Below are 23,818 nucleotides of genomic sequence, written 5' to 3' on the forward strand. Positions count from 1 at the left end.
CATTTTGAACAAAATTTCAGATTATTTTTTTCATTTGCGCAAAAGACTCGACACTCACCTGTCTTCTATAATTAAAAACATTAATCCATCACCAAATAAGGAGGGAGTCACATGCAAAATGAAAATAAAGGTCAATCTTGGTATAGCTTAGGCATTATTTGGGCTGGTGCCATGATTTGTATTCCCAGTTTATTAGTCGGTAACGCACTGATTACCAATATGAGCTTATCAAAGGCACTGGCTGTTGCTTTTGTAGGCTATGCTATTGTCGTGATCATCATGATCTTGCAAGGCATGCAAAGCAGTGATTTAGGAAAGCCCACTGTCCATATAGCAGGACAGGTGTTTGGTAAAAAGGGCTCTCGTACAATTTTATCCATTATCTTAGCCATTGCTTGCTTAGGGTGGTTTGGCATTCAGGCCAATGTGTGTGGCGTAGCCTTAGCAAACTTATTAGCAATCTATCATTTGAATATACCCATTCCAATCGCTTCCTTCATTAGTGGTATGGTCATGGTCGTATCCGCACTTTATGGGATGAAGGTGTTGCGTATTTTAAGCTATATCGCCGTACCATTGCTCGTCATCATTTGTCTGTATGGTTTAGGTCAAATATTAACTGGTGAGCAACTACAGCTCGTTCGGGATTATCAACCGCAGGGCAATATGAGCTTTATGGATGGTTTAGCTGTAACGATTGGGTCCTTTGCATTAGGGGCTGTTATAGCGGGTGATTATTCGCAATTTTCAAAAAAGCGTTCAGACGTTTTCAAAGCCGCTACATTAGGGATTATTCCTGCAGGGGTGCTAATGATTGCTGTGGGAGCTGTCTTAACGATTGCCTATCAAACAAGTGATATTACAGCAGTCTTTCTGCATATCGCAACACCCTTTATTGGTGGAGTGGGTCTGATTTTAGCAACATGGAAAACCAATTTGGTCAATGCAATTTCAGGTGGTATTGCCTTAATTAATGTATTTGATGTTGCTAAAAACAAAGAACGATTAGCCATAGGTGTGGCGGGTACAATTGGCACAATCTTAGCCGTTGTAGGGATTTTAAATTATTTTACACCTATCATGTCAATTTTATCGGCGATGATTCCGCCTGTTGCAGGGGTGATGATTGCTTCCTACTGGGTCATTCATAAAGGCAAAACAGATAGCTGGCAGGAAGTTGAAGGGGTCAATCGATTAGGTGTATTTTCTTGGCTAGTAGGTGCTGTAATTGCCTGTATGCCAGTGGTATTTTCCTTATTCCCAGCATTGCCAGCGCTACCAAACCAACCGATGATTGGCATCATTATTTCATTCGTGATTTATTATGTTGGGTATCGTGTATCTGTACAAAAAACGGTCATATTGGAGGAACATAGATGAGATATTTAGATCAGGCAGCTATTGAACATATTGCCATAGGGGCGGCATTTTTAGGAACAGGTGGGGGAGGAGATCCCTATATTGGAAAATTAATGGCGCTTTCTGCTATCGAAAAAAATGGCCCTGTAAAGTTGTATTCAGTGGATGAAATTGCGGATGATGATTTTTTCATTCCAGCCGCAATGATGGGGGCACCATCAGTTTTAGTAGAAAAATTCCCACGTGGCGATGAGTTTGTTAAGGTTTTCCAAAAGCTCGCCCAATATTTGGGGAAAGAAAAAATTGCAGGCACCTATCCAATGGAAGCAGGTGGGGTCAATTCGATGATTCCTATTGTAGTAGCAGCACAGCTTGGCTTACCATTGATTGATTGTGATGGCATGGGGCGTGCATTTCCTGAATTACAAATGGTGACATTCCACTTAGATGGGATTTCGGCAACGCCAATGGCCATCACTGATGAAAAAGGGAATATTGGTATTTTTGAAACGATTGATAATAAATGGACCGAGCGTATCGCTCGAACAGCAACAGTAGAAATGGGCGCTAGTTCTCTAGTGAGCCTCTACCCAACAACGGGTGCGCAAATTAAACAAAGCGGTGTTCATCATATAGTGACGCTTTCTGAAAAAATCGGTGAAATTATTGCCTCGAAAGATCAAGAGGTGAACGATAAGCTACAAAGCCTTTTAAAGCTTGCGGAAGGATATGAGCTTTTCCAAGGAAAAATAGTGGATGTTATTCGTGAAACGAAGGGCGGCTTTAACCTAGGTAAAATGAATCTTGAAGGTATTGAATCTTATAAAAATGATCAAATGAAGGTTCATTTCCAAAATGAAAACTTATTAGCTGAGAAAAACGGGCAGGTTATAGCGATGACACCAGACTTAATTTGTTTGGTGGATTATGAAACTTTACTGCCTGTTACAACAGAGAGCTTAAAATATGGTAAACGTGTGCGTGTGATTGGCTTACCAGCACATGAAAAATGGCGTACAGCAAAAGGTATTGAAACAGCTGGACCCAAATACTTTGGCTATGAATATGAGTATACGCCAATTGAGGAATTGGTGAAAAAGGAGGTAGCAGAGCATGTATAAAATTGGAATCGATGTAGGTGGAACAAACACAGATGCCATCCTTTTAGACCATAATAGCCAGCTTATTTACAGTGTGAAATCACCAACAAGCTTAGATATTAAAACAGGGATTGAAAAGTCACTGCAACAATTACTAGAGGGTGCAAATATTGACAAAACAAAAATTACTCATGCGATGTTAGGGACAACACAATGCACCAATGCCATTGTTGAACGTAAAAAGCTAGCAAAGGTTGGTGTCATTCGACTAGGTTATCCAGCGACGGCTTCCGTACTCCCTTATACAGCTTGGCCAGCGGATATGATTGATAAATTATCTGGTAATTATGCCATTGCCCATGGTGGTTATGAATATGACGGCCAATTATTGAGTGCGCTTGATCAACAGGAAATTACAAAACTACTAGAGGAATGGCGTGGTCAAGTAGAATCCATTGCGATTGTTGGTGTCTTTTCCTCTATTAAAAATGATCAAGAATTGCAGGTTCGTGAATGGATTCAAGAAGTCTATGGCGAGGAATTTCCAATTTCCTGCTCCTCATTAATAGGTTCAGTCGGGTTAATAGAACGTGAAAATGCTACGATTCTAAATGCTGCATTATGTAAGGTGATTGAGACAACAACACAGGGCTTTGTACAGGCGTTACAAGCGGAAGGCATTTTTGATGTAGAGGTTTATTTATGCCAGAATGACGGTACATTAATGTCTATCGACTACGCCAAGCAATTCCCAATTTTAACAATTGCCTGTGGACCAACAAATAGTATCCGTGGAGCATCGTATTTATCTCAAATTCAAAACACGATGGTATTGGATGTTGGGGGTACCACTTCAGATATCGGTGTATTACAGGATGGTTTCCCGCGAGAATCCTCGGTCGCAGTTGAAGTGGGAGACATTCGGACAAACTTTAGGATGCCAGATATTATTTCAGTCGGACTTGGCGGGGGAAGTATTGTTCGTGTGAACGGCAACAAAATTACAGTCGGGCCGGATAGTGTAGGCTATAAAATCAGTGAGGAGGCCCTTGTTTTCGGTGGCTCGACCTTAACGACAACAGATATCGCTGTCCGTTTAGGCTTAGCAGATGTAGGTGATTCCACGTTAGTGGCACATATTGATGAAGCCTTTGCCAAAGCCGTTCAAGAAGAAATTTCTTCGTTACTAGAACAGGCGATTGATAAGATGAAAACTTCCTCAGAGGATGTGTCACTAGTCTTAGTAGGGGGTGGTGGTATCATTGTGCCAGAAAAGATTCGGGGCGTTTCCACAATTGTAAAATCTGAATACGGTGGTGTTGCGAATGCCATCGGAGCCTCGATTGCACAAATTAGTGGTCAATATGAGCAAATTTATATTTATTCCAAAGAACCGCGTGAGGAATCCTTGAAGGATGCACAAAACAAGGCTGTGAAACAAGCCGTATTAGCAGGTGCTCTTGAGGATACCATTGAGCTAGTGGAAGTAGAAGAAACACCTCTCGCGTATCATCCAGAAAATGCAACAAGATTAAAGGTAAAAGTAGTAGGGAAAATGGTGTAACAGTCAAAGGAAGAGTCCTAGTTAAACAGGGCTCTTCCTTTTATTAATTGCTCAAATGAATGAATCACTGCATCAGGTTTAATGTCAGTAGGATTCGTGAGCCGATGAGGATTGTACCATATGCCCTTCATCCTTGCTCGCTGACAACCAGCAATATCTTTTGCTAAGTCATCCCCAACGAATAAGGCTTCATTTGGCTGAACTTGGAGCTGATGTAGAGCTAATTCAAATATGCGTTTGTCAGGCTTAGTTAAGCCTACTTCCTCCGAAATAAGGATAACATCAAAATAGCTAGCTAAACCTGTATGTGTGATTTTAGCCTTTTGTCGCTGTGTAGAGCCGTTTGTGATAATGCCAACTTGTACTTGCTTCTTCATCGTTTGGAGAACCTTCAACACATGTTGATCAATAGAAAAGCAATATGGAAACTGCTGATCCCAAAAATCTTGCATGTCATGGCGATGCAATTGAAAGGTTGATGGAAACGCATTAAAAAACGATGATAAAACATTGGTTTTATCGGCAATCCCATAGTCTCTTTTATCGTATTCCTTAAATTTTTCCAGCATGTTCTTTTTGAGCATACCCTGAATAACACCATAGTATTTTTCCAAAATAATATAAAACAGGTTATCGACAGCATGATCTCGATTAAGTAAGGTATCATCTAAATCAAATAGTATCGCTTTCAACGAGCTTCATGTCCTTTCTTGCTCAACAAGAGGTTTTCGTTTATGTTTTTCATTAATAATTTTTTTGTTTAAGATCGTTACCTTGCCAACCATGAGCAACCTCATATCTTCCACAATATACTTAGCTAGCTCTTCGTCCGATATGTCATCTCCATCAATATCAAGGCGAAAATCCTGCCCTTGTATGCCACCACCATTGGTAAATTCAATTTCAAAATCAAAGACAACTCTTTTATCCATTCAAGTACCACCTTACGCTTAGTGTTAGAGTGCTATCCATATATTCTGTGTTTAATAGATGAATACCTTCTTTGAGCATAAGCGTAATTGTTGAGTAAACAAAATTTCCTTTTTCTTGTATTTACCACTTGCCAACAAAAAAGTCATAGTGTAATATGTGACTAGTACACTATGACACGAGGTGTTGTGATTGAAAAGCTTTACAGGACTTTTAAAAAAAGAATGGGTACTTTATCGCTCATGGTTTCTAGTAGGGATATTTATGGGACTTATGCTATCTTGGATCGTTCCATATATCTTACATCAGTATGTCGATCTCTTTGCACATGAGCATCAACTAGCATTTGCATTTACGATGCTCGTCCTTTTTCTAGGTGGATTCTATTCTATCTTACAATTTTTAGCATCGATGCGTTTGGATATTAAAGCAAAGGAGAGCTGGCTCCATTCAACAAGCTCTATCACAAAGCTTATCGGAGCAAAATTGGTTTGCTCATTAGTAGGTTATGTCCTCTTCACTATCCTTTTCACGAGTATAGCCATTTTCAATATTAAGGATGAGCTGATCGCGAGCGCTGGACAAATTTTATTAGTTTTGGTAATAATTGTTATTATATTGACAATTTTACAATTAATGCTATTTATCGTTCTTTTATTCTTTTTAGCTTTTTATTTGCAATTGAAGCGCATAATAGGTCGTTTTTCAATTGTGCTGACAATGATTGTGTTTTATGTAACCACAGCTGGTTGGGCGCGGGTAACGGAGAGTCAGCTGTATCGAACGATCTTCCTCCATGGGGAAGTTTCGCTTCAAAACATCGAACACTATCTACCAAAAGCGAAAGAATTGACGATGGAATGGATGCTTGGCTCGATATATGTCGTTGAGGAAATAGCCATTACGTTATTACTACTACTGCTGTTTTTAGCAGCATCGAAGTGGCTTGAAAGGGTGGTTTTACGATGACGATGGATTTTTCGCGTGACAAACCCATTTATAGCCAGCTTGTCGATCGAATTTGTGGAGACATTTTGAAGGGGAAGTTGGAGCTAGGTGATCGACTTCCCTCTGTTCGAGAATATGCAGTAGAAACAGGTGTCAATGTCAATACGGTGCAACGTGTATACAAGGAGTTAGAGGCAATGAATATAACGGAAACCAAACGAGGACAGGGTACATTTATTACGAGCAATGAGGAGCGCATTGAGTTATTGCGGGAAGAGATGAAAAATCAGCTGGCTGAAAATTTTTTAACATCGATTGAGGCATTAGGCTTTTCGAAGGAAGAGATGCTTGTGGTTTTGAAAAATAAAGCGTGAGGTGAAGGGATGTTACAGCTATCAAATGTATCTTTTCAATATAAGAAAAAGCCAGTTTTACAGGATCTATCCTTCTCCTTTCCGATTGGACAAATCATTGGACTAGTTGGGGAAAATGGTAGTGGTAAATCTACGCTTATGAAAGTTTTGGCTGGTTTACTGAGACCCACTGCTGGTGAGATCACACTAGAGGGTAAGCCAGTCACACGTAGAAGTGCTGACAAAATTGCTTATTTACCAGATACAGATTTATTTTTTGAGTACTACACGGGTGAACAGCTTTTCCAGCATTATGCTTCGCAATTTGAAGATTTTTCCTATGACAAAGCCTGTATCGTCGCACAATTTTTACAGGTAGATACACGCACAAAGCTACGCCAATTATCAAAGGGTAATCGTGGTCGCATGAAAATGGCTGCCACCCTTGGACGAGAGGTTCCTTATTATGTCATGGACGAACCATTTGCTGGGCTAGACCCAATTGTGAGAGAGCAGTTGATTAAAGGCTTAATTCAATTTACGGACATCGAAAATCAAACGATTTTGCTATCTACACATGAATTATATGAGGTAGAGCCTATTTTAGATCAAATTATTTTATTGCAGGCAGGATCAATCATGGCCTACGAGAATGTGGAAACATTACGCGATGTGGCTAATAAGGATGCAGTTGAGTGGATGAAAGGGTTTTATCGTCCTTCAGTAAAAGACAGCTAAAGGTGAAGAAAGAATCGTCAATAAAGCAATGTTGTCGTGCCAGACTGCATAATGCTCAGGCGAAATAGATTAGAAAGGGTGAAAAATATGACAGAACCGATTGTACAATTGCAAAATTTATCGAAAACTATTCGAGGAAAGCAATTAATTCAACAGTTAAACATTGATTTATATCCAGGCCAAATTACAGGATTTTTAGGACCGAATGGAGCGGGGAAAACAACAACAATCCGAATGATGACAGGGCTTATGCATCCAACAGAGGGCAATGTCATCATCGACGGGCTTTCACTGAAGGAGCATTATGAGGAAGCCATTAGTAAGGTAGGTGTGATTGTTGAAAATCCAGAAATGTATAAATTTATGTCAGGCTATAAAAATTTACTACATTTTGCACGTATGCATAAAAATGTAACAAGGGAACGAATTCAGGAGGTCATTCAACAGGTTGGGCTCGAAAATCGTATACATGAAAAGGTCTCTACATATTCACTTGGTATGAGACAACGACTAGGATTAGCCCAGGCGTTATTGCACAGACCGAAATTTTTAATTTTAGATGAGCCGACGAATGGCTTAGACCCTGCTGGTATTCGTGAGTTTCGTATGTACCTGCGTAAGATTGCTTCAGAAGAGGGCGTATCCGTCTTTGTCTCAAGTCACTTATTATCAGAAATTGAATTAATGTGTGATCGAGTGGCCGTGATTCAAAATGGGCAGCTAATTGATCTGCGCGATATTCACAATGAAAGCTCATCGTTTTATTATGTGGAGGCTGAGCCAAAAGAGCAGGTGTCTGCTTATCTGGAACAGTGTGACTTTAACTTTGTAGCAGAGAATCAAGGCTATGTGGTGGAAATGAAGAAAGAAGATGTTCCAGCTATGACTACACAACTAGTCCAAGCGGGTATTCAATTATTTGCCGTACAGCCACATCAAAAAACATTAGAGGATCAATTCTTAGAAATGACTGGAGGCGGACAAATTGCTAAAGCTAATTCAAAATGAGTGGATGAAATTATGGCATAAAAAAGGAACATGGGCAATGGTGGCTATGCTGATTCTTGTCATTCTTGTTCCTGCTGGAATCACCAAATATTATGAAGTAAAATCCCCGACGGAAGGCTCATGGCAGGACATAGAGCAGGAGGCCATTCAATCCTATAAAGAGACGCTAGCAGGTGAGGATTTAACGGAGGAAGATAAAGCATACTTTCAAGAGCAGATGGCTATTTCTGAATATCGTTTAGCGAATGATGCACCAAGTCAAAAAGATAGTAGTCTTGCAAGCTTTATGTCCTTTACAAGCGGTATGCTTACGCTTGTTACTTTATTTACAGTCATTACCGCAGCTAGTATTGTATCGAGCGAATTTTCAACAGGGACGATTAAAATGCTCTTAACGCGTCCAATGTCCCGTGCCAAAGTGTTAACGTCTAAATTACTGACAACATTCCTTTTTGGTTTGTTATTGTATGTGGTCAATGTTGTGGTAAGTGCCCTTATCGGCTTAGTCTTGTTCGGCATGGGAACAGGTGTGGAATTAGAAATGGTCAATGGACAGGTCGTTGAAAAGGCTGTATGGAGCGATTTAGCCTATCATTACCTATTATCTGGTGGCGATTTTGTGATGTCTACATTATTTGCCTTTTTGATTGGCTCAGTATTCCGTTCAAGTTCATTAGCAATCGGTTTAACGATGTTCCTTTCTTTTACAGGCGGCATGATAGTTATGTTCTTAAGCCGATACGACATCGTCAAATATATTTGGCTCACACATTCTGATTTAACACAGTATGAGCATGGTGGTGGCTCCATGATTGCTGATGTGACGTTGCCCTTCTCATTAACAGTACTTGCTATTTACGCAGTAGTTTTCCTTGTCATTAGTTATTCAACCTTTATGAAACGTGATGTCACGGCATAAGCTAAAGAAGAACTGTGCCCTAATTTTGGATTAGGGTGCGGTTTTTTTGTTTAACATCACGAAATATTAAAAAAGTATTTATTTTTTTTTGAATTGCGCCTATAATAATAGCAACTTAGTGAAAACGCTTTTTTTTTTACTAAAGTGGTCTAGACAACTATACCAAAGGGGGATAAAGAATGTTTGCTTTCTTACAAAAAATTGGTAAGTCGCTCATGTTTCCAATCGCAACATTACCAGCAGCAGCATTACTATTGCGTTTAGGTTCAGCGGATATGCTTGGGGCCATACCGAATGAAGCCATCCAGTACATTGCTAGTATTATGGCCGCTTCTGGTGATGCTATACTAGGGAATTTACCAATTATTTTTGCTATCGGTATTGCGATGGGATTTGCACACGATAGTGGTGGCGGCGCAGCTCTAGCGGGTGCGATTGCGCATCTTGTTTTAGTCGCCGTTTTAGAGACTGTTAACGAAGAATTAAATATGGGTGTGTTTGGTGGTATTATTGCCGGTATTACGGCAGGCTTATTATATAACAAATATTATAATGTGAAATTTCCAGAATGGTTATCATTCTTCGGTGGACGGCGCTTTGTACCGATTATTACGTCCATCACCATGGCAATTTTAGGTAGTATTTTAGCGATTGTTTGGGGACCAATTCAAGGTGGCATTGATGCTTTCGGCAATTGGATGATCGGTGCAGGATCACTTGGCGTAGGGATGTATGGCTTTTTCAACCGTCTATTAATTCCAGTGGGTCTCCACCATGTAATCAATACAATTATTTGGTTTGATTTCGGTGAATTTACAAATGCTGCAGGCGAAATCGTGAAAGGGGATATTAACCGTTTCCTAGCAGGAGACACAACAGCTGGACATTTCCAAGCTGGTTTCTTCCCAATCATGATGTTTGGCTTACCAGCAGCCTGTCTAGCAATGTATTTTGCAGCGAAAAAAGAAAAGCGTCCAATCGTTGGAGGGATGTTCGTTTCCATCGCTTTAACAGCCTTTTTAACGGGTGTTACAGAGCCTATTGAATTTTCCTTTATGTTCTTATCACCAGTTCTTTATGGTATTCATGCTGTATTAACAGGTATTTCATTGGCTGTGGCCTATCTTGTTGGGTTCCGTGATGGCTTTGGCTTCTCTGCAGGCTTAAGTGACTACCTACTAAACCTTGGTCTGGCAGATAAACCATGGCTCTTATTACCTTTAGGTTTAGGCTTTGGGGCGATTTACTTTGTAGTATTCTATTTCTTAATCAAAAAATTAGACTTAAAAACACCTGGACGTGAAGACGATGAGGATGAGGATGGCGAAGTAAATGCTATTGCTGATGATATGGATTTACGTGCATATTATACAATTGAAGCATTAGGTGGAAAAGACAATATTAAGCAGGTGGATTATTGTACAACCCGCTTACGCTTGTCTGTACTGGATTCTGCTAGCGTCGATGAAAAAACATTGAAGCAAACAGGTGCAAGAGGAGTTATGCGTATTAGTAAAACCAATGTCCAAGTAATCATTGGGACATCCGTGGAGTTTTTAGCTGAAGCCATCAAAGAACGTTTGAAAAAAGGCAATCCAGCACCAGCCAATGCAGGACTTCCAGTTGCACAGCCTGTCCTGGAAGAAACGGTGAAGAATGACACGGTGACATTCCGTGATTTCGAAATGCCAATGACGGGCGATTTATTACCTTTAACAGAAGTGCCTGATGAGGCATTTTCAGCAGGCTTGATGGGCCCAGGTTTCGGGATACGTCCGACAGATGGTGCAGTCTATGCACCATTTGATGGTCAAGTAGTGATGGTGTTCCCAACAAAGCATGCAATTGGCTTAAAATCTGATACGGGCATTGAAGTATTAATTCATGTTGGTTTAGATACAGTCAAACTAAATGGTGATGGTTTTGATCTGTTCGTTACAGATGGTCAAAAAGTTAAGCGTGGGGATGCGTTATTAAAAGCAGACATTGTACAGATTGAAGAGCAAGTACCTTCTGTCATCACACCAGTTGTCTTTACAAGCTTAATGGGGCAAGAGATTACACTTGAAAAGACTGGCTATCAACGAGCAGGCTCAACGAATATTATTACAATGAAGAAGTAACGACTAATGGGGCTGTTAGCGAAGGTATACAGAGGCAATGCGCTATTGCACACGGATGCCTTTTCGACAGCCCTTGTTCAAGAAGGAGATGTTTTTCTTGAGTTTACTCATTCGAAATATCACAGTAGTGAATGGCAATGGACGAGATGAGCAGGTTGATGTATGGATGAAGGATGGTAAAATTGCGCTAATTGCTCCTCAGCTTGATATCCACGATGTAGAACAGCTTGATGGTTCAGGGAAGTTTTTATTGCCAGGATTTATTGATATGCACATTCATGGATCCGCTCAAATGGATACGATGGATGCTTCTGATGAAGGGCTTCATACAATGGCTCAATCCCTTTTAAAAGAAGGAACGACAAGCTTTTTAGCTACAACGATGACACAAAGCTATGACAACATTGAACGAGCTATTGAAAATGTAGCACAGTTCCAGCCACAGCCAGACGAAGCAGAGGTACTCGGTATTCATATCGAAGGGCCATTTGTTTCAAAGCAGCGAGCAGGGGCACAGCCGCTTGAATATATTGTCGAGCTAGATTTGGCTATATGGACAAAGTGGCAGCAACTAAGTGGCCATAAAATTAAGCAAATTACACTAGCACCAGAAGAACCAAATGGCATGGCAGCTGTGCAAAGTATTTCTGCTAGCGGTGTCATTGTTTCAATTGGTCACTCGGATGCGACCTTTGAGCAAATGCAACAAGCGGCACAATTAGGTGCCACACAGGGGACACACTTATATAACCAAATGCGTCCATTCCACCATCGAGATCCAGGTGTAGTTGGCGGTGTCCTGTTGCTAGATGCGATTAAAGCAGAACTGATTGTTGACTTTATCCATATGCATGAAGGCGCGGTGGAAATGGCCTACCGCTTAAAGGGAGCAGACGGGCTTATTTTAATTACCGATGCCATGCGCGCAAAGGGAATGCCTTACGGAGCATATGATTTAGGTGGTCAAACAGTTCATGTGACAGAAGCAGGCGCTCATTTGTCAAATGGATCATTAGCAGGCAGTATTTTAAAAATGGATCAGGCTGTACGGAATATGCATCACATTACGAATTGTACGCTGGAGGAGCTTGTCAAAATGTCCAGCTTTAATGCTGCCGAGCAATTGAAGCTAGGTAATAAGGGTCAGCTTATACAAGGCTTTGATGCGGATGCAGTGATTTTAGATGAACAATTAAAGCTCCACCAAACGATTAAGGCGGGCAAGGTCTTATATGATGCAAATTCAAGTGGACAATAGTTACTAATATGCAGCAGGTATACAAACATCTTGCATGAAACGATGGAAATGAAAAGGTGATAGAACATGAATACCTATTTTCAACAAGTAAATCGATATTTAACAATGGTGGCACAGCAGGAAAGCAACCAACTTATGCATATTGCCAAGCAAATTGTTAAACGTCTCACAAAGGGAGGCATTATCCAGCTCTTTGGCTCTGGTCATTCCATGCTATTAGCACAGGAATGTTACTACAGAGCAGGTGGCTTAGTGCCTGTCAAACCGATACACATAGAATCGTTAATGCTACATCAGGGTGCACGGCAATCCTCACAAAATGAAAAAAAACAGGCTTTTTTAGCCTTCTATAAGGATCAGCTGCAATTTGATGACCAAGATGTTTGTATCATCATTTCAACCTCTGCCAATAATCCAGTGCCCATTGATATGGCTATCTATGCAAAGGAAGCGGGCGCTTTGACCATTTCACTGCAATCACTGGAATATCAGCACCAGCCATCGCGCCATCCGTCAGGCAAGCGTTTAGAACAAGTAGTAGATGAAGTTTTGAATACGCATGTGCCATTAGGTGATGGTGTGTTAACCGTTGACCAATTGCAGTATGCCCCTGTATCAACGGTGTTAGGTGCGACTTTATTAAATGCTTTATTCGCTCAAATCATTGAGCTTATGCATGCACAGGGCACTAGTGTACCAGTGTTTGGTAGCAGTAATTTAGGGGAAACTAATAACGATGCGCTTATTGATCAGTATGGTCAGCGTATTCATTTCTAGGATACAAAGGAGGATATGTGGTGAAAGTAAAAAGATTTTCCTCAATGGATGATTTATATTCACATGCAGTAGCGACCATCGTTGAAGCCAAAAATAATGGCGCCACAACGTTCGGGTTAGCTACTGGTGGGACAATGGAACCACTATATGCTAAAATCTGTAAAACAGATATTGATTTTTCACATTGTATTAGCTTTAATTTGGATGAGTATGTTGGGCTTGAGGCAACTCATCAGCAAAGCTACGCCTATTATATGAACAAACATTTATTGAACCAAAAACCATTTTTAGCATCGTATTTACCAGATGGATTAGCAGTAGATCCTTTAGTGGAAACAGCTCGCTATGAAGGATTACTGCAACAATATCCCTTAGATTTCCAACTGCTTGGTATCGGTCAAAATGGTCATATCGGCTTCAATGAGCCTGGTACGTCATTTGCTTCTTTAACACATCTTGTAACACTCGAAGAATCTACTCGTCAAGCTAACGCGCGTTTCTTTTCATCCATTGACGAAGTGCCAACACAGGCATACACGATGGGTATTCAATCGATTATGCGGGCAAAATGCATTTTGTTACTCGCAGTGGGAGAAGCTAAGCGTGAGGTGTTAGAGCGTTTACTGGCATCTGATTATACAGAAGACGTACCTGCAACTGCTTTATCAAAACATCCAAATGTAATGGTTTTAACAGACTTACAAGAAGAGGAGAATAAATTATGAAAACACAACAATTTACAGTAGTCGATCCTTTAGGTATTCATGCACGACCAGCGAGCCAGCTTGTGGCAAAAGCAACACCATTTGCTTCATCTATAGAAATACGCACAGAAGAAAAAGCAGCTAACTTGAAATCAATCTTAGGTGTGATGGGATTAGCCTTAAAGCAAGGTTCACAATTTACACTTGTTGTAGAGGGGGAAGACGAAGAGCAAGCATTAGCAGCACTAACGACACTCATCACGGAAATGGGGCTTGCACAATGACACGACTCACTGGTATTGCCGCTTCAGACGGCATTGCCATTGCGAAAGCATATCGTTTCGTCCAACCAGATTTAACATTCGCTAAAACAACTGTTCATGATATCGAGGCAGAGCAGAAACGTTTAGCAGCCGCTCTTGCCAAAGCAGAGCAAGAACTGATTGTCATTCGACAGCAAACATTCGAAAAATTTAGTGCAGAAGAAGCCGCAATTTTTGAGGCACATTTATTAGTGGTTCATGATCCCGAATTAATTGGGCCTATCAATCAAAAAATTGCAGACGAAGCGGTAAATGCGGAGTATGCATTGCATGAAGTAAGCAATATGTTTGTGGCATTATTTGAAGGTATGGATGACGAATACATGAGTGCCCGTGCATCAGATATTAAAGATGTGACAAATCGCATATTAGCACATTTACTCGGAGTACATATTCCAAATCCAAGCAATATGAACGAACAGGTAATTATCGTAGCGAATGATTTGACACCTTCAGAGACAGCCCAATTAGATCGCAACTATGTTCTCGGTTTTATTACCGATATTGGTGGGCGTACATCCCATTCGGCCATCATGGCTCGTAGCTTAGAAATTCCAGCAGTCGTAGGGGCAGGGGTTGCTACGACAACAATTCAGGATGGCGATACTATAATTGTTGACGGTTTGACGGGTCAAGTCCTAGTGAATCCAAGTGCCGATGTGATTGCAGACTATCAGGAAAAGGCACAAAAATATCGGGTACAGCAGGCGGAATGGTCTACTTTAGTGAATGAGCAAACCGTTTCTAAAGATGGTGTGCATGTTGAGCTAGCGGCTAATATTGGATCGCCAAATGATTTGGATGGTGTATTGCGTCATGGAGCAGAGGGAATTGGCTTATATCGAACAGAGTTTTTATATATGGGCAGAGAAAATTTACCCTCTGAGGAAGAACAATTTACAGCGTATAAAACAGTCTTGGAAGGAATGAAGGGCAAGCCAGTTGTTATTCGAACACTCGATATTGGTGGCGACAAGCACCTGCCATATTTACCTTTGCAAGAAGAAATGAATCCATTCCTTGGTCACCGTGCCATTCGTCTATGTCTTGACCAGCAGGAGTTATTCCGCACACAATTGCGAGCACTACTGCGAGCATCTGTCTATGGAAACTTAAAAATTATGTTCCCTATGATAGCGACCATTCAAGAATTTCGTGCGGCTAAAGCCATTTTGCTTGAGGAAAAGGAAAAGATGATAGCTGGAGGGATTGCAGTAGGCTCTTCCATCGAGGTCGGGATGATGGTTGAAATTCCCTCGACAGCCGTAATGGCAGATACTTTTGCCAAAGAAGTGGATTTCTTCTCCATCGGCACAAATGATTTAATTCAATATACAATGGCGGCAGATCGGATGAATGAAAAAGTTTCTTATTTATATCAACCCTATAACCCAGCCATATTACGTTTAATTCAAATGGTCATTAAAGCTGCCCATCAAGAACAAAAATGGGTAGGAATGTGTGGAGAAATGGCTGGCGATGAGCATGCTGTTCCACTATTGCTAGGCCTAGGCTTAGATGAGTTCTCCATGAGTGCTACGTCTATTTTAAAAACGAGGGCCTTGCTAAAGCAATTATCTGTCCCAGAGATGCAGGCTTTAGCAACAGAGGCATTACAGCTAGCGACAGCTGAAGAGGTGCTAGAAAAAGTAAAGCAAGCTGTGACATAAGATAGAACAAAAACCCATCTACTTATTGGTAGATGGGTTTTTTTAGCATGATGGGCTGAAAGAGTCAATGAATATCGGTATTTCTAATAAATCCTCCACGATGGCATCCGCTTGAACATGTTGCCATTGTTTATCTTTTTTCCAAATGCCCTTCATTCCCACATGTTGAGCACCTTTGACATCATTCACAGGATGGTCGCCGATAAAAACGCATTCATGAGGAAGGACATTTAGCTTTTCGATGGCATTTAAAAACAGTTGAGGATCGGGTTTTTTCATTCCTGCCCATTCAGAAACGAAAATGACATCAAAATAATGTTCAATGGCTAATGCCTTTATAGTGTCCATCTGAAAATGCCCATAGCCATTCGTAATTATGCCTAAAGCCAACTGATCCTTTTTCAATTGTTCTAGCATAGGGATAAGGTTAGGAAAAGGGACACAGCTATATTTAAATTCGTTTAGGTAATCTTGAAGAAGTTCTTCCCACGTAATAGGAACAAGTTGAAATTCTTCTACTAATTGCTGATAGACATGGTCCTTCCAAACGTAGCCCCGCTTATCTAATTGGATAAAACGAGTTATATATTGTTCTTTTGGAATGGAGCCTAGTACCTCCTTTAACCGCTCATATTGCTGCTCAATGAAGAGTTCGACAGATGCATCTCTATTTAATAATGTTCCGTCTAAATCAAATAATGCCGCTTTCATCATCATCCTTTTCACCCCTCCTATTTGATCATAAAAAAAGTAGCTGAAGTAAGGCTTCAACTACTTTTTAGTTCATTAGGCATGCTTTGAAATGATTTGCTGAAGCTTTGCTTGCAGTGTCGGTAGGTCATGCATCGTAACCGTTGTGCGAACATAGCTTTCATCCATATCTAATGCTTCAGCAAAAAAGCTACCAATGCCCTTTACTTTGCGATCAATTTGCATGAAAATCTCTGCAGAATGGTTGGATTGAGAAAGGAAAACTAATTCAAGCTCATCTAAATGGCCTCTATATTGTCCAGTGGGTACAAATTCAAATTCCTGGACAAATGGATAGTAGCCGCGGAAGCGTGAAGGAGCTTGTTCACATTCAGCTTCACGTAAACGGAAACCTAATCCACGAATCGCATCTAATATATGACCTGCTAGTGCTGTTGGCTCGACACGAATATAATCCTTATCACTCGGATCGACCGCATTTTTAATATCAAGGCCCGTTTGAATCCATACCTGTGTTTTACCTGCACTAATTGGTGTTTCAAATGGCAATGTTAGTGAAATAGGGAAGATTTTTTCCTCGCCCGCGCCCAGTGTGAAAGGCTCTGTTACTTTAACCTTCTGCAGTGCGGCAACCTCTGTATGTTTGTGATCATTCGACTCACGGATATACGTCGTATTGACGGATAGGTAAATCGTGTCGACCTGTTGCTCAACTTGACCGCCACGTACAATGATTTCCCCCTGCATGACCTCTCCAGCACGATAAGTATCCTTCTCCAATCTTGTATCCACTGTCGCTGAACCTATACCAATACTTGCTAATGCTTTATGAAAAAAAGACATCTTTCATTCCTCCTACTGACATCGTTAGCTATACATACGCTTATGTTGAAAAAAGGTTTCAAGACTTACAAATTTTTCGTTATACTAGTTGAAAACGAAAGAGGGATGGCGATGGAGACAGAGTGGCTACGCACATTTATAGTGGCAGCACAAACTGAAAACTTTCGAGAAACAGCTGAAAAACGATTTATTACACAATCGACTGTAACAAAGCATATCCAGCATTTAGAAAGGGCATTGCAAACCCCATTATTTGATCGACAGAGCAAACAGGTGACGTTAAATCAACAGGGTGCTTATTTTCGTCTGCAGGCACAAAAAATCCTGGCCGCTTTAGATGAAGGGCTACAACAAATGGATTCCTTCGTAAAAGGCTACACCGCTAAGCTTACGATTGGCGTTGCTCCGCAAATAGCGAATTCAACATTACCAGCTATTATTACAGCATTTCAGCATCGAAAGCCCTCTACTCAGATAGTGATAGAGCTTTTAAAATCCAATGAAATTGGGGAAGCGGTATTTACTGGTGTAATCGATATGGGCTTATCCAAATTAACCTCAACTCGTGAGCTTCACACGGTGATGCTCGCACAAGAAGCATTGCATTTAATAGCTCCTATTGCTAAAAAGGAATATGATGCTTTCACCCTTTTACAGCAGGAAACGCTTCTCACACATGAATATGCGCCCTATTGGCAGGAAGTACAACAGGTGCTACAGCAATTTACTAGCCATCAAACAATGCATATTAATCAAACAGAGGTGATCAAGCATTTCGTCAAGCATGGTCTTGGTATTGCTTTACTGCCTAAGAGTGTAATTGAACCAGATTGTCAGCAAAATCTTCTGTATAGCTATTCAGTAAAAGAATTTTCTCATATTGTATCGAATACTTACTTGCTTGCAAAGTATGTCTCGGCTGATTATGATGATTTTTTAGTAGCGTGTAAAAGCGTGTATGGGTAAAGCCGTTTTCTGCACTGTTTATTCATAATGTACCTTTATACTATTTTAGTATAAATGATAGATAGAGGGTGTTTATATGTATAGTTTGTTGTCTAGCATAAGTCAGTTTATTAGTGAGCCTCTTACGCAATTTGTACAAGGCTATGAGCATTCTGCCATGATGATGGCTATTCTTCTTGGCTTGATAGGCGCCTTTGCTCCATGTCAGTTAACAGGAAATATGAGTGCCATTACATTTTACGGCAATCGAACACTTCAAAAGAGCAGTAATTGGCACGAAATTGTGTTTTTTATTGGGGGGAAAGTGGTTGTTTTTAGTGTGCTTGGCTTTTGTGCTTGGCTTTTTGGGCAATCATTTGAAACAAAGATGACCGTTTATTTTCCAATCTTTCGTCAGGCTATTGGGCCGATGATGCTGCTAACAGGGCTGGTGCTAATCGGTTTATTCAAATTAACCTTTCTACAACGCTTCACATCGCTGCTGCCGCCTGTAGTAAAAGAGGGGAAATTTGGCTCGTTCTTAATGGGTGCTAGTTTTTCTATTGCCTTTTGTCCCACTATGTTTGTTCTATTTTTTGTATGGTTAATGCCCCTTGTGGCGAGCACTTCCTATGGGTTGCTTCTACCTAGTATTTTTGGCGTAGCGACTGCTGTACCGCTCATCATCATGCTTCTGTTGATCTATGTCTTTGATGCCAAGCGTATTATCCTACGAAAAAGTATGAAGATGGGAAGAGCTATTCAACTAACAGCAGGTATCCTATTAATTTTAATCGGAATAACGGACACCATTACATATTGGAGTATGTAAGACATGTATAATAGAGTGAAAATGAGAAAGAGAGATACAGTATGATCGCTATATTATTATTTATTCTTGCGGGAATTGGTGAAATAGGTGGGGGCTATTTAATTTGGCTTTGGTTACGAGAGGGCAAACCTTTTTATTGGGGCATTATGGGCGGTATTGCACTTGCTCTGTACGGCGTTGTTGCAACATTCCAGTCTTTTCCTACCTTTGGCAGAGTTTATGCAGCCTATGGTGGGGTATTCATCGTGTTGTCTATTTTATGGGGGTGGGGCATTGATGGCAAAAAGCCCGATCAATTAGACTTTATTGGCGCAGGGATATGCTTAATAGGCGTCATTGTGATATTGCTGCCTCGCTCTTAGCAAGGAAAAAAAGGTTACTATAACAGAATAGTAACCTTTTGTAGTCTATTTTTTACGAGCAATAAAGCGCAGACGATAATAATCAATGACCCATTCATTCTGTTGAAAACAAGTTGGCTTTAATAATTCCTTACATGTCGCATAGACCTGCTCTTTCTCATCAGCCTTTAAGTGTTGTAGAAGATTTTCACTAAACATGACCAACCAGTTGCGAAGCCCATCCTGCCCTTGAAGTGGTGTAGGGCGTTTATAGAGTGTGATATTCTCGACCTGAAAGCCTACATTTTCTAATTTTGATTGATATTCCTCGACGCTTGGAAAATACCAAGGGAAATAGTGGTCGATATAGGGAAATTGTAAAGATTCCATACTTTTTTGCAGGGCCCAAACGATGGATGCAATATTGCCTTGTCCACCCATTTCAGCTACAAAGCGTCCACCGCTCTTTAGTGCACCATAGACATTTTCAATAACTACATCAGGCTCCTTCATCCAATGAAGTGCGGCATTGGAGAAAACGGCATCAAATTGCTGAGAAAAGTGCATCGCTGTAGCTTCTATCGTTTGAAAATTTATGGCAGGATATTTTTGCTGAGCAGCTAAAATCATCGTAGCCGACGCATCTACTCCGAGCACAGAAGCTCCAAGTGCTGATATGTCATTAGCCAAATCTCCTGTACCACAACCCACATCTAAAATATATTCATTTTTTTGTGGCGCTAGTAGATCGATTAAGCTTGTACCCAATTTTGACACGAAATCATGCTTTTCATCATATAAATGAGCATTCCATTTTGTTTTTGTTGTCATCATTTTTCATCTCCTTTAGTAGAGCATAGCAAAGGAGGTCATCCAACAGAAATGCGAAAAATCATGAATTTTGATTCCAAATTGGAATGATAGCTTTCTCTCCAACAGCTAGCTTTACACACTATCAAATTTCCGATTCGATAAGGGATTTACGCATAGTCAAGGTAGGAAAAAATTTTATCAAAGGAGAAATGGGATTTCTCAATGATTTGAAAAAATGATGTCCATAAAAATGTTGAGTAAAATAAAAAGGTAGCTGATGTTTTTTCAGCTACCTTTTGTTATGGTTAAAGCTTTGTTAATGTTTTGCCACTCCAGCCAAACAAGATCGTAAGAATTGGTCCAAGTAAACAGAAGAAGGTGAACGGTAGGTAATCCAATGTGGAAATACCGAGGACACTTGCGATAAAAATACCACAAACACTCCAAGGCACAAGTGGGTTGACGACCGTACCTGCATCCTCCATGACGCGTGAAAGGTTTTTTGGTGCAAGGCCAACCTTTGCAAATTGTGCTTTAAATGCCTCACCAGTTAATAGAATGGATAAGTACTGTTCACCGATCAATGTGTTGACACCGATGCCCGTGATGGCAGCACCCGTAATAACAGAGCCAGCACTTTTAAATAAGCTTTCGACCTTCGCTAAAATGCTTTGAATAATGCCTAGTGTGAATAAAAGGCCACCCATTGTTAAAGCAAGTAAGACAAGCGCGATTGTAAATAGCATACTATTCATCCCACCACGAGTGAGCAAGGCATCTACCTCTTTATTACCAGTTTGAGAGACATAGCCATCAAACAGAATTTTGAAGACATCTGAAGCGGGAACTGGGTCAAGTAAAGAGCCAAGACCTATTCCAATAATGGACACAACAGCCAATGTAATGACTGCAGGTGCCTTGTAAAAAGTCATGATTACGAGAACAACAATTGGCAATAATGTATACCAATGAATAAGTCCTGTAGACAGTAAACCCCCTTTAAATTGCTCCACTGTCTCAAAGGATGTAGCAGCTCCTGTTGGGGAGATAATAGCATAGAGCACAAAGGAGATAAGAAAAGCAGGGATGGTTGTCCAGCCCATATTTTTAATATGCTCAAAAAGGTCTACACCAACTGTACCAGAAGCAAGATTGGTTGTATCGGATAATGGAGACATTTTATCACCAAAGAAGGCCCCAGAAACAATCGCTCCAGCTGTAATGGTCAGCGAAATATCCATAGCTCCGGCAATGCCCATAAATGCTACACCAACCGTCGCGACAGTTGTCAGCGAGCTTCCAATTGAAATACCAACGATACTACAAATTAAAAACACAATAGCAAAGAAAAAGTTTGGCGACACAGTTAAAAAGCCATAATAGATTAGGGTTGGGATTGTTCCACCCATAATCCAGCTGGAAATTAAAATGCCAATAAAAAAGAAAATAAAAACGGCGCCAAGTCCAGCGCTAGCACCAGCAATCATACCACCCTCAAGATCGCGAAAGGGTACTTTTTTCAGTAATCCATAAGCCAGTAAAATGGCAATCACAAGAAAAATCGGGATATGCGGCGTAGCCTTTAAATAGCCAATACTATAAGCCATTATGGCGATAATTAAAATAGTGATAAAGCTTGCCTCAAGAAATCGAGGGTTACTCTTTGCTTCTATTCGAAACATATGAATCCTCCTAATAAATACTTCTGCGCTTCAATGCGGTGAAGCCCAAAAGTATTATAGCACGCTAATATTTTTTGTCAATTGACTGAAAATTGGCGGTCTCAATGAAAGAAATAATCCCAGGCATTTTTCAAAATCAATAAACATGTCATGACAATAAAGATGACACGCATCATGCTCGTTCCACGCTTCAGCGCAAATTTGGATCCAAGGATTGCCCCAAAGATCATGACAAAGCCCATCGAAAAACCATAGAAAAAATGAACTTCTCCTAAAACTAAAAACATGATTAATGCTGCTAAATTTGAGGTGAAATTAAAAGCTTTCGCATTACCAGCAGCTTGGAGAAAATCATAGCCCATCATTAATAGAATAAAAATAAAAAATGAACCCGTACCTGGTCCAAAAAAGCCATCGTAAAAGCCAATAGCGGCAAATGCACCTATATAGGCTAAATGTTTGGCTGTACTAAGTACACGCTCTTGATATTGCTCTCCCCAATCTTTTTTAAACATGGTATAAGCAGCTACAAGGACGAGCATAACAAGCATAAGTGGTTTTAAAATAGCGGGGGATACAAGATGGACAGTAAAGGCACCGAGTAAAGATCCTACAAAGATAAAGGGGAGGATTTTTCCGATTTTCTTGATATCTACTTTACCTGCACGTAAAAAAGTTAGCATACTTGTCCCATTACTAATCGTATTGGCCAGTTTATTTGTGGCAATGGCTGTACTTGGAGGTAAACCAACAGCCATTAATGCAGGTAAGGAGATAAGCCCACCACCTCCAACAATGGCATTTAAAAAAGAGGCGATAAAAGCAAGTAGTAATAATATAGTAAGTGAAAATAAATCAATATCCATATGTAAGCACCCATCTTTCATCATCGTGTTTTAACATAGCGTACTGCGGAAGTCAAAAAATAACAATGAAATTCCAGCATTTTCATGTAAATTTCGTTTACAATTCCTTAACATTTCACAAGACAAACAAATAAGAAGAAAAAAGTTTATTTCAAGTATTTTTATAAAAATAAAAGAAAAAATGGTCATTTTTAAAGAAAAAATAGTGATTTTTAATATTTGATTTCCAACGTTTACAACTTGCGAAATAGCTTAAAAATAAATGTGGCAAATTTTATATTACAGTTTTGTAAAATCAACATCTTAGTGTTTAAAATTTTGTAGAATTGTGTAAATGTTTTGTTATGATGGTTCAGAAATTGACAATATTTTTTCAACAGGAGGAACAGGATGTTCAACTCAAATAAGCAAGATCCATTTTTTCAGTCACTATTAAAAATCGCGAAAAACGTGAATGAGGGTATCTATTATGCACATAATGCCCGTATTCAAGATATAGATGCGCTAAAAGAAATTGCAGATACAATGAAGCAATACGAAACAAGTGGCGATAAATTAATCCATGAGCTAATTGTTATGCTGAATAAATCTTTTATGACGCCAATTGAGCGTGAAGATATTTTAGCATTAGCCAATAAATTAGATGATGTAATTGATGGAATGGAAGGCTGTATTGCGCACTTCAATATGTACAATCTAACAGAAGTAACAGAGCCAATGCGCCAATTCCTCACATATATTGCGAAGAGTACAGATGAAATGGTACAAGCCATGGAACTGTTAAATAGTAAAAAGCTTGTGGAAATGCGTAAACATGCTATTCAAATTAAGGACAATGAACGTGAATGTGATGAAATTTTCCGTTCTTCAATGAAGCAATTATTCATCCAAGAAAAAGATCCAATGCGTTTGATTGTTTTCAAGGATATTTATGAGCAATTTGAAGACATTGCGGACAGCTGTCAAACAGTAGCAAACACAATTGAAACAATAATTATGCGTAATGCATAA

At 40.0% G+C, this 23,818-nt stretch carries 25 protein-coding genes; 18 read left to right on the plus strand and 7 right to left on the minus strand.

The window, feature by feature from the left end; genetic code table 11:
• Positions 1–111 precede the first annotated feature (111 nt).
• From L6W14_RS08355 to L6W14_RS08365, 3 genes are read left to right on the plus strand one after another with little or no spacing between them, the layout of a single operon-like run.
• On the plus strand, positions 112–1,380 hold the full coding sequence (locus L6W14_RS08355) for a cytosine permease (RefSeq protein WP_112117837.1): 1,269 nt from the start codon (positions 112–114) through the stop codon (positions 1,378–1,380).
• Positions 1,377–2,480, plus strand: a complete 1,104-nt coding sequence (locus L6W14_RS08360; protein WP_237900318.1) for an S-methyl thiohydantoin desulfurase family protein — start codon at positions 1,377–1,379, stop codon at positions 2,478–2,480. Before L6W14_RS08355 ends, L6W14_RS08360 begins: the two co-directional genes overlap by 4 nt.
• Positions 2,473–4,023, plus strand: a complete 1,551-nt coding sequence (locus L6W14_RS08365) for a hydantoinase/oxoprolinase N-terminal domain-containing protein (protein WP_054550891.1) — start codon at positions 2,473–2,475, stop codon at positions 4,021–4,023. Before L6W14_RS08360 ends, L6W14_RS08365 begins: the two co-directional genes overlap by 8 nt.
• 17 nt (positions 4,024–4,040) lie before the next feature.
• On the opposite strand, the gene L6W14_RS08370 is transcribed toward L6W14_RS08365, so the two are convergent.
• Both L6W14_RS08370 and L6W14_RS08375 read right to left on the minus strand, forming a co-directional pair.
• Positions 4,041–4,715 (minus strand): HAD family hydrolase, encoded by a 675-nt coding sequence (locus L6W14_RS08370; RefSeq protein WP_237900320.1) that lies wholly within the window; start codon positions 4,713–4,715, stop codon positions 4,041–4,043.
• A 6-nt stretch (positions 4,716–4,721) separates the two neighbouring features.
• Positions 4,722–4,955 (minus strand): cyclase, encoded by a 234-nt coding sequence (locus L6W14_RS08375; RefSeq protein WP_237900322.1) that lies wholly within the window; start codon positions 4,953–4,955, stop codon positions 4,722–4,724.
• A 190-nt stretch (positions 4,956–5,145) separates the two neighbouring features.
• Between L6W14_RS08375 and L6W14_RS08380 the strand changes: the two genes are divergently transcribed.
• The 11 genes from L6W14_RS08380 (at position 5,146) to ptsP (ending at position 15,774) form a co-directional block, all read left to right on the plus strand.
• Positions 5,146–5,922 (plus strand): hypothetical protein, encoded by a 777-nt coding sequence (locus tag L6W14_RS08380; protein WP_237900324.1) that lies wholly within the window; start codon positions 5,146–5,148, stop codon positions 5,920–5,922.
• Complete coding sequence (locus L6W14_RS08385) at positions 5,919–6,275, plus strand: GntR family transcriptional regulator (RefSeq protein ID WP_048390347.1); 357 nt, start codon at positions 5,919–5,921, stop codon at positions 6,273–6,275. The genes L6W14_RS08380 and L6W14_RS08385 overlap by 4 nt, the downstream gene beginning before the upstream one ends.
• Before the next feature lie 9 nt (positions 6,276–6,284).
• Entirely contained in the window at positions 6,285–6,992 is a 708-nt protein-coding gene (locus L6W14_RS08390; RefSeq protein ID WP_066037440.1) for an ABC transporter ATP-binding protein, read from the plus strand.
• An 87-nt stretch (positions 6,993–7,079) separates the two neighbouring features.
• The gene (locus L6W14_RS08395; RefSeq protein ID WP_237900326.1) at positions 7,080–8,000 is read left to right on the plus strand and encodes an ABC transporter ATP-binding protein; all 921 of its coding nucleotides are present in this window, start codon (positions 7,080–7,082) and stop codon (positions 7,998–8,000) included.
• Positions 7,978–8,919: an ABC transporter permease gene (locus L6W14_RS08400; protein WP_237900328.1), complete on the plus strand. Its 942-nt coding sequence runs from the start codon at positions 7,978–7,980 to the stop codon at positions 8,917–8,919. Before L6W14_RS08395 ends, L6W14_RS08400 begins: the two co-directional genes overlap by 23 nt.
• A gap of 179 nt (positions 8,920–9,098) precedes the next feature.
• Positions 9,099–11,042 carry an N-acetylglucosamine-specific PTS transporter subunit IIBC gene (gene nagE, locus L6W14_RS08405; RefSeq protein ID WP_237900330.1) on the plus strand — a complete coding sequence of 648 codons (1,944 nt, stop codon included), beginning with the start codon at positions 9,099–9,101 and terminating at the stop codon, positions 11,040–11,042.
• A gap of 97 nt (positions 11,043–11,139) precedes the next feature.
• Positions 11,140–12,300, plus strand: a complete 1,161-nt coding sequence (gene nagA, locus L6W14_RS08410; RefSeq protein ID WP_259419089.1) for an N-acetylglucosamine-6-phosphate deacetylase — start codon at positions 11,140–11,142, stop codon at positions 12,298–12,300.
• Between the two features lie 66 nt (positions 12,301–12,366).
• Positions 12,367–13,077 (plus strand): sugar isomerase domain-containing protein, encoded by a 711-nt coding sequence (locus tag L6W14_RS08415; RefSeq protein WP_237900334.1) that lies wholly within the window; start codon positions 12,367–12,369, stop codon positions 13,075–13,077.
• A gap of 20 nt (positions 13,078–13,097) precedes the next feature.
• Complete coding sequence (locus tag L6W14_RS08420) at positions 13,098–13,802, plus strand: glucosamine-6-phosphate deaminase (protein ID WP_237900336.1); 705 nt, start codon at positions 13,098–13,100, stop codon at positions 13,800–13,802.
• Positions 13,799–14,065: an HPr family phosphocarrier protein gene (locus L6W14_RS08425; protein WP_004229305.1), complete on the plus strand. Its 267-nt coding sequence runs from the start codon at positions 13,799–13,801 to the stop codon at positions 14,063–14,065. Before L6W14_RS08420 ends, L6W14_RS08425 begins: the two co-directional genes overlap by 4 nt.
• Positions 14,062–15,774, plus strand: coding sequence for a phosphoenolpyruvate--protein phosphotransferase (gene ptsP / locus L6W14_RS08430; protein WP_237900338.1), 1,713 nt, complete (start codon positions 14,062–14,064; stop codon positions 15,772–15,774). Before L6W14_RS08425 ends, ptsP begins: the two co-directional genes overlap by 4 nt.
• Positions 15,775–15,816: 42 nt before the next feature.
• On the opposite strand, the gene L6W14_RS08435 is transcribed toward ptsP, so the two are convergent.
• Positions 15,817–16,488 (minus strand): HAD family hydrolase, encoded by a 672-nt coding sequence (locus L6W14_RS08435; protein ID WP_237900944.1) that lies wholly within the window; start codon positions 16,486–16,488, stop codon positions 15,817–15,819.
• Between the two features lie 72 nt (positions 16,489–16,560).
• On the minus strand, positions 16,561–17,328 hold the full coding sequence (locus L6W14_RS08440) for a sporulation protein (protein ID WP_054550900.1): 768 nt from the start codon (positions 17,326–17,328) through the stop codon (positions 16,561–16,563).
• Between the two features lie 111 nt (positions 17,329–17,439).
• On the opposite strand from L6W14_RS08440, the gene L6W14_RS08445 reads away from it, so the two are divergent.
• The 3 genes from L6W14_RS08445 (at position 17,440) to L6W14_RS08455 (ending at position 19,467) form a co-directional block, all read left to right on the plus strand.
• Positions 17,440–18,294 carry a LysR family transcriptional regulator gene (locus L6W14_RS08445; RefSeq protein ID WP_237900340.1) on the plus strand — a complete coding sequence of 285 codons (855 nt, stop codon included), beginning with the start codon at positions 17,440–17,442 and terminating at the stop codon, positions 18,292–18,294.
• Between the two features lie 76 nt (positions 18,295–18,370).
• Positions 18,371–19,105: an urease accessory protein UreH domain-containing protein gene (locus L6W14_RS08450; protein WP_237900342.1), complete on the plus strand. Its 735-nt coding sequence runs from the start codon at positions 18,371–18,373 to the stop codon at positions 19,103–19,105.
• 41 nt (positions 19,106–19,146) lie between these two features.
• Entirely contained in the window at positions 19,147–19,467 is a 321-nt protein-coding gene (locus tag L6W14_RS08455; RefSeq protein WP_237900344.1) for a YnfA family protein, read from the plus strand.
• A 45-nt stretch (positions 19,468–19,512) separates the two neighbouring features.
• On the opposite strand, the gene L6W14_RS08460 is transcribed toward L6W14_RS08455, so the two are convergent.
• From L6W14_RS08460 to L6W14_RS08470, 3 genes are all read right to left on the minus strand, one after another.
• On the minus strand, positions 19,513–20,280 hold the full coding sequence (locus L6W14_RS08460) for a class I SAM-dependent methyltransferase (RefSeq protein ID WP_237900346.1): 768 nt from the start codon (positions 20,278–20,280) through the stop codon (positions 19,513–19,515).
• A gap of 284 nt (positions 20,281–20,564) precedes the next feature.
• Positions 20,565–21,941, minus strand: coding sequence for a Na+/H+ antiporter NhaC (gene nhaC / locus L6W14_RS08465; RefSeq protein WP_237900348.1), 1,377 nt, complete (start codon positions 21,939–21,941; stop codon positions 20,565–20,567).
• A gap of 101 nt (positions 21,942–22,042) precedes the next feature.
• Entirely contained in the window at positions 22,043–22,807 is a 765-nt protein-coding gene (locus L6W14_RS08470; RefSeq protein ID WP_237900350.1) for a sulfite exporter TauE/SafE family protein, read from the minus strand.
• Between the two features lie 390 nt (positions 22,808–23,197).
• Here L6W14_RS08470 and L6W14_RS08475 point away from each other — a divergent pair, with 390 nt between their 5' ends.
• On the plus strand, positions 23,198–23,818 hold the full coding sequence (locus tag L6W14_RS08475) for a DUF47 domain-containing protein (RefSeq protein ID WP_004229078.1): 621 nt from the start codon (positions 23,198–23,200) through the stop codon (positions 23,816–23,818).

The organism is Lysinibacillus sp. ACHW1.5 (assembly GCF_022014815.1).
GTDB classification, from domain to species: domain Bacteria; phylum Bacillota; class Bacilli; order Bacillales_A; family Planococcaceae; genus Lysinibacillus; species Lysinibacillus capsici.

Bases quoted from the DNA above. Each gene is read 5' to 3' on its own strand.
- L6W14_RS08450 (WP_237900342.1), top strand. From the start codon at position 18,371: ATGTATAGTTTGTTGTCTAGCATAAGTCAGTTTATTAGTGAGCCTCTT.
- L6W14_RS08360 (WP_237900318.1), top strand. From the start codon at position 1,377: ATGAGATATTTAGATCAGGCAGCTATTGAACATATTGCCATAGGGGCG.
- L6W14_RS08390 (WP_066037440.1), top strand. From the start codon at position 6,285: ATGTTACAGCTATCAAATGTATCTTTTCAATATAAGAAAAAGCCAGTT.
- L6W14_RS08455 (WP_237900344.1), top strand. From the start codon at position 19,147: ATGATCGCTATATTATTATTTATTCTTGCGGGAATTGGTGAAATAGGT.
- L6W14_RS08415 (WP_237900334.1), top strand. From the start codon at position 12,367: ATGAATACCTATTTTCAACAAGTAAATCGATATTTAACAATGGTGGCA.
- L6W14_RS08425 (WP_004229305.1), top strand. From the start codon at position 13,799: ATGAAAACACAACAATTTACAGTAGTCGATCCTTTAGGTATTCATGCA.
- L6W14_RS08445 (WP_237900340.1), top strand. From the start codon at position 17,440: ATGGAGACAGAGTGGCTACGCACATTTATAGTGGCAGCACAAACTGAA.
- L6W14_RS08435 (WP_237900944.1), bottom strand. From the start codon at position 16,488: ATGATGAAAGCGGCATTATTTGATTTAGACGGAACATTATTAAATAGA.
- L6W14_RS08460 (WP_237900346.1), bottom strand. From the start codon at position 20,280: ATGATGACAACAAAAACAAAATGGAATGCTCATTTATATGATGAAAAG.
- nagE (WP_237900330.1), top strand. From the start codon at position 9,099: ATGTTTGCTTTCTTACAAAAAATTGGTAAGTCGCTCATGTTTCCAATC.
- L6W14_RS08470 (WP_237900350.1), bottom strand. From the start codon at position 22,807: ATGGATATTGATTTATTTTCACTTACTATATTATTACTACTTGCTTTT.
- L6W14_RS08375 (WP_237900322.1), bottom strand. From the start codon at position 4,955: ATGGATAAAAGAGTTGTCTTTGATTTTGAAATTGAATTTACCAATGGT.
- L6W14_RS08385 (WP_048390347.1), top strand. From the start codon at position 5,919: ATGACGATGGATTTTTCGCGTGACAAACCCATTTATAGCCAGCTTGTC.
- L6W14_RS08355 (WP_112117837.1), top strand. From the start codon at position 112: ATGCAAAATGAAAATAAAGGTCAATCTTGGTATAGCTTAGGCATTATT.
- L6W14_RS08440 (WP_054550900.1), bottom strand. From the start codon at position 17,328: ATGTCTTTTTTTCATAAAGCATTAGCAAGTATTGGTATAGGTTCAGCG.
- nhaC (WP_237900348.1), bottom strand. From the start codon at position 21,941: ATGTTTCGAATAGAAGCAAAGAGTAACCCTCGATTTCTTGAGGCAAGC.
- L6W14_RS08475 (WP_004229078.1), top strand. From the start codon at position 23,198: ATGTTCAACTCAAATAAGCAAGATCCATTTTTTCAGTCACTATTAAAA.
- ptsP (WP_237900338.1), top strand. From the start codon at position 14,062: ATGACACGACTCACTGGTATTGCCGCTTCAGACGGCATTGCCATTGCG.
- L6W14_RS08395 (WP_237900326.1), top strand. From the start codon at position 7,080: ATGACAGAACCGATTGTACAATTGCAAAATTTATCGAAAACTATTCGA.
- L6W14_RS08365 (WP_054550891.1), top strand. From the start codon at position 2,473: ATGTATAAAATTGGAATCGATGTAGGTGGAACAAACACAGATGCCATC.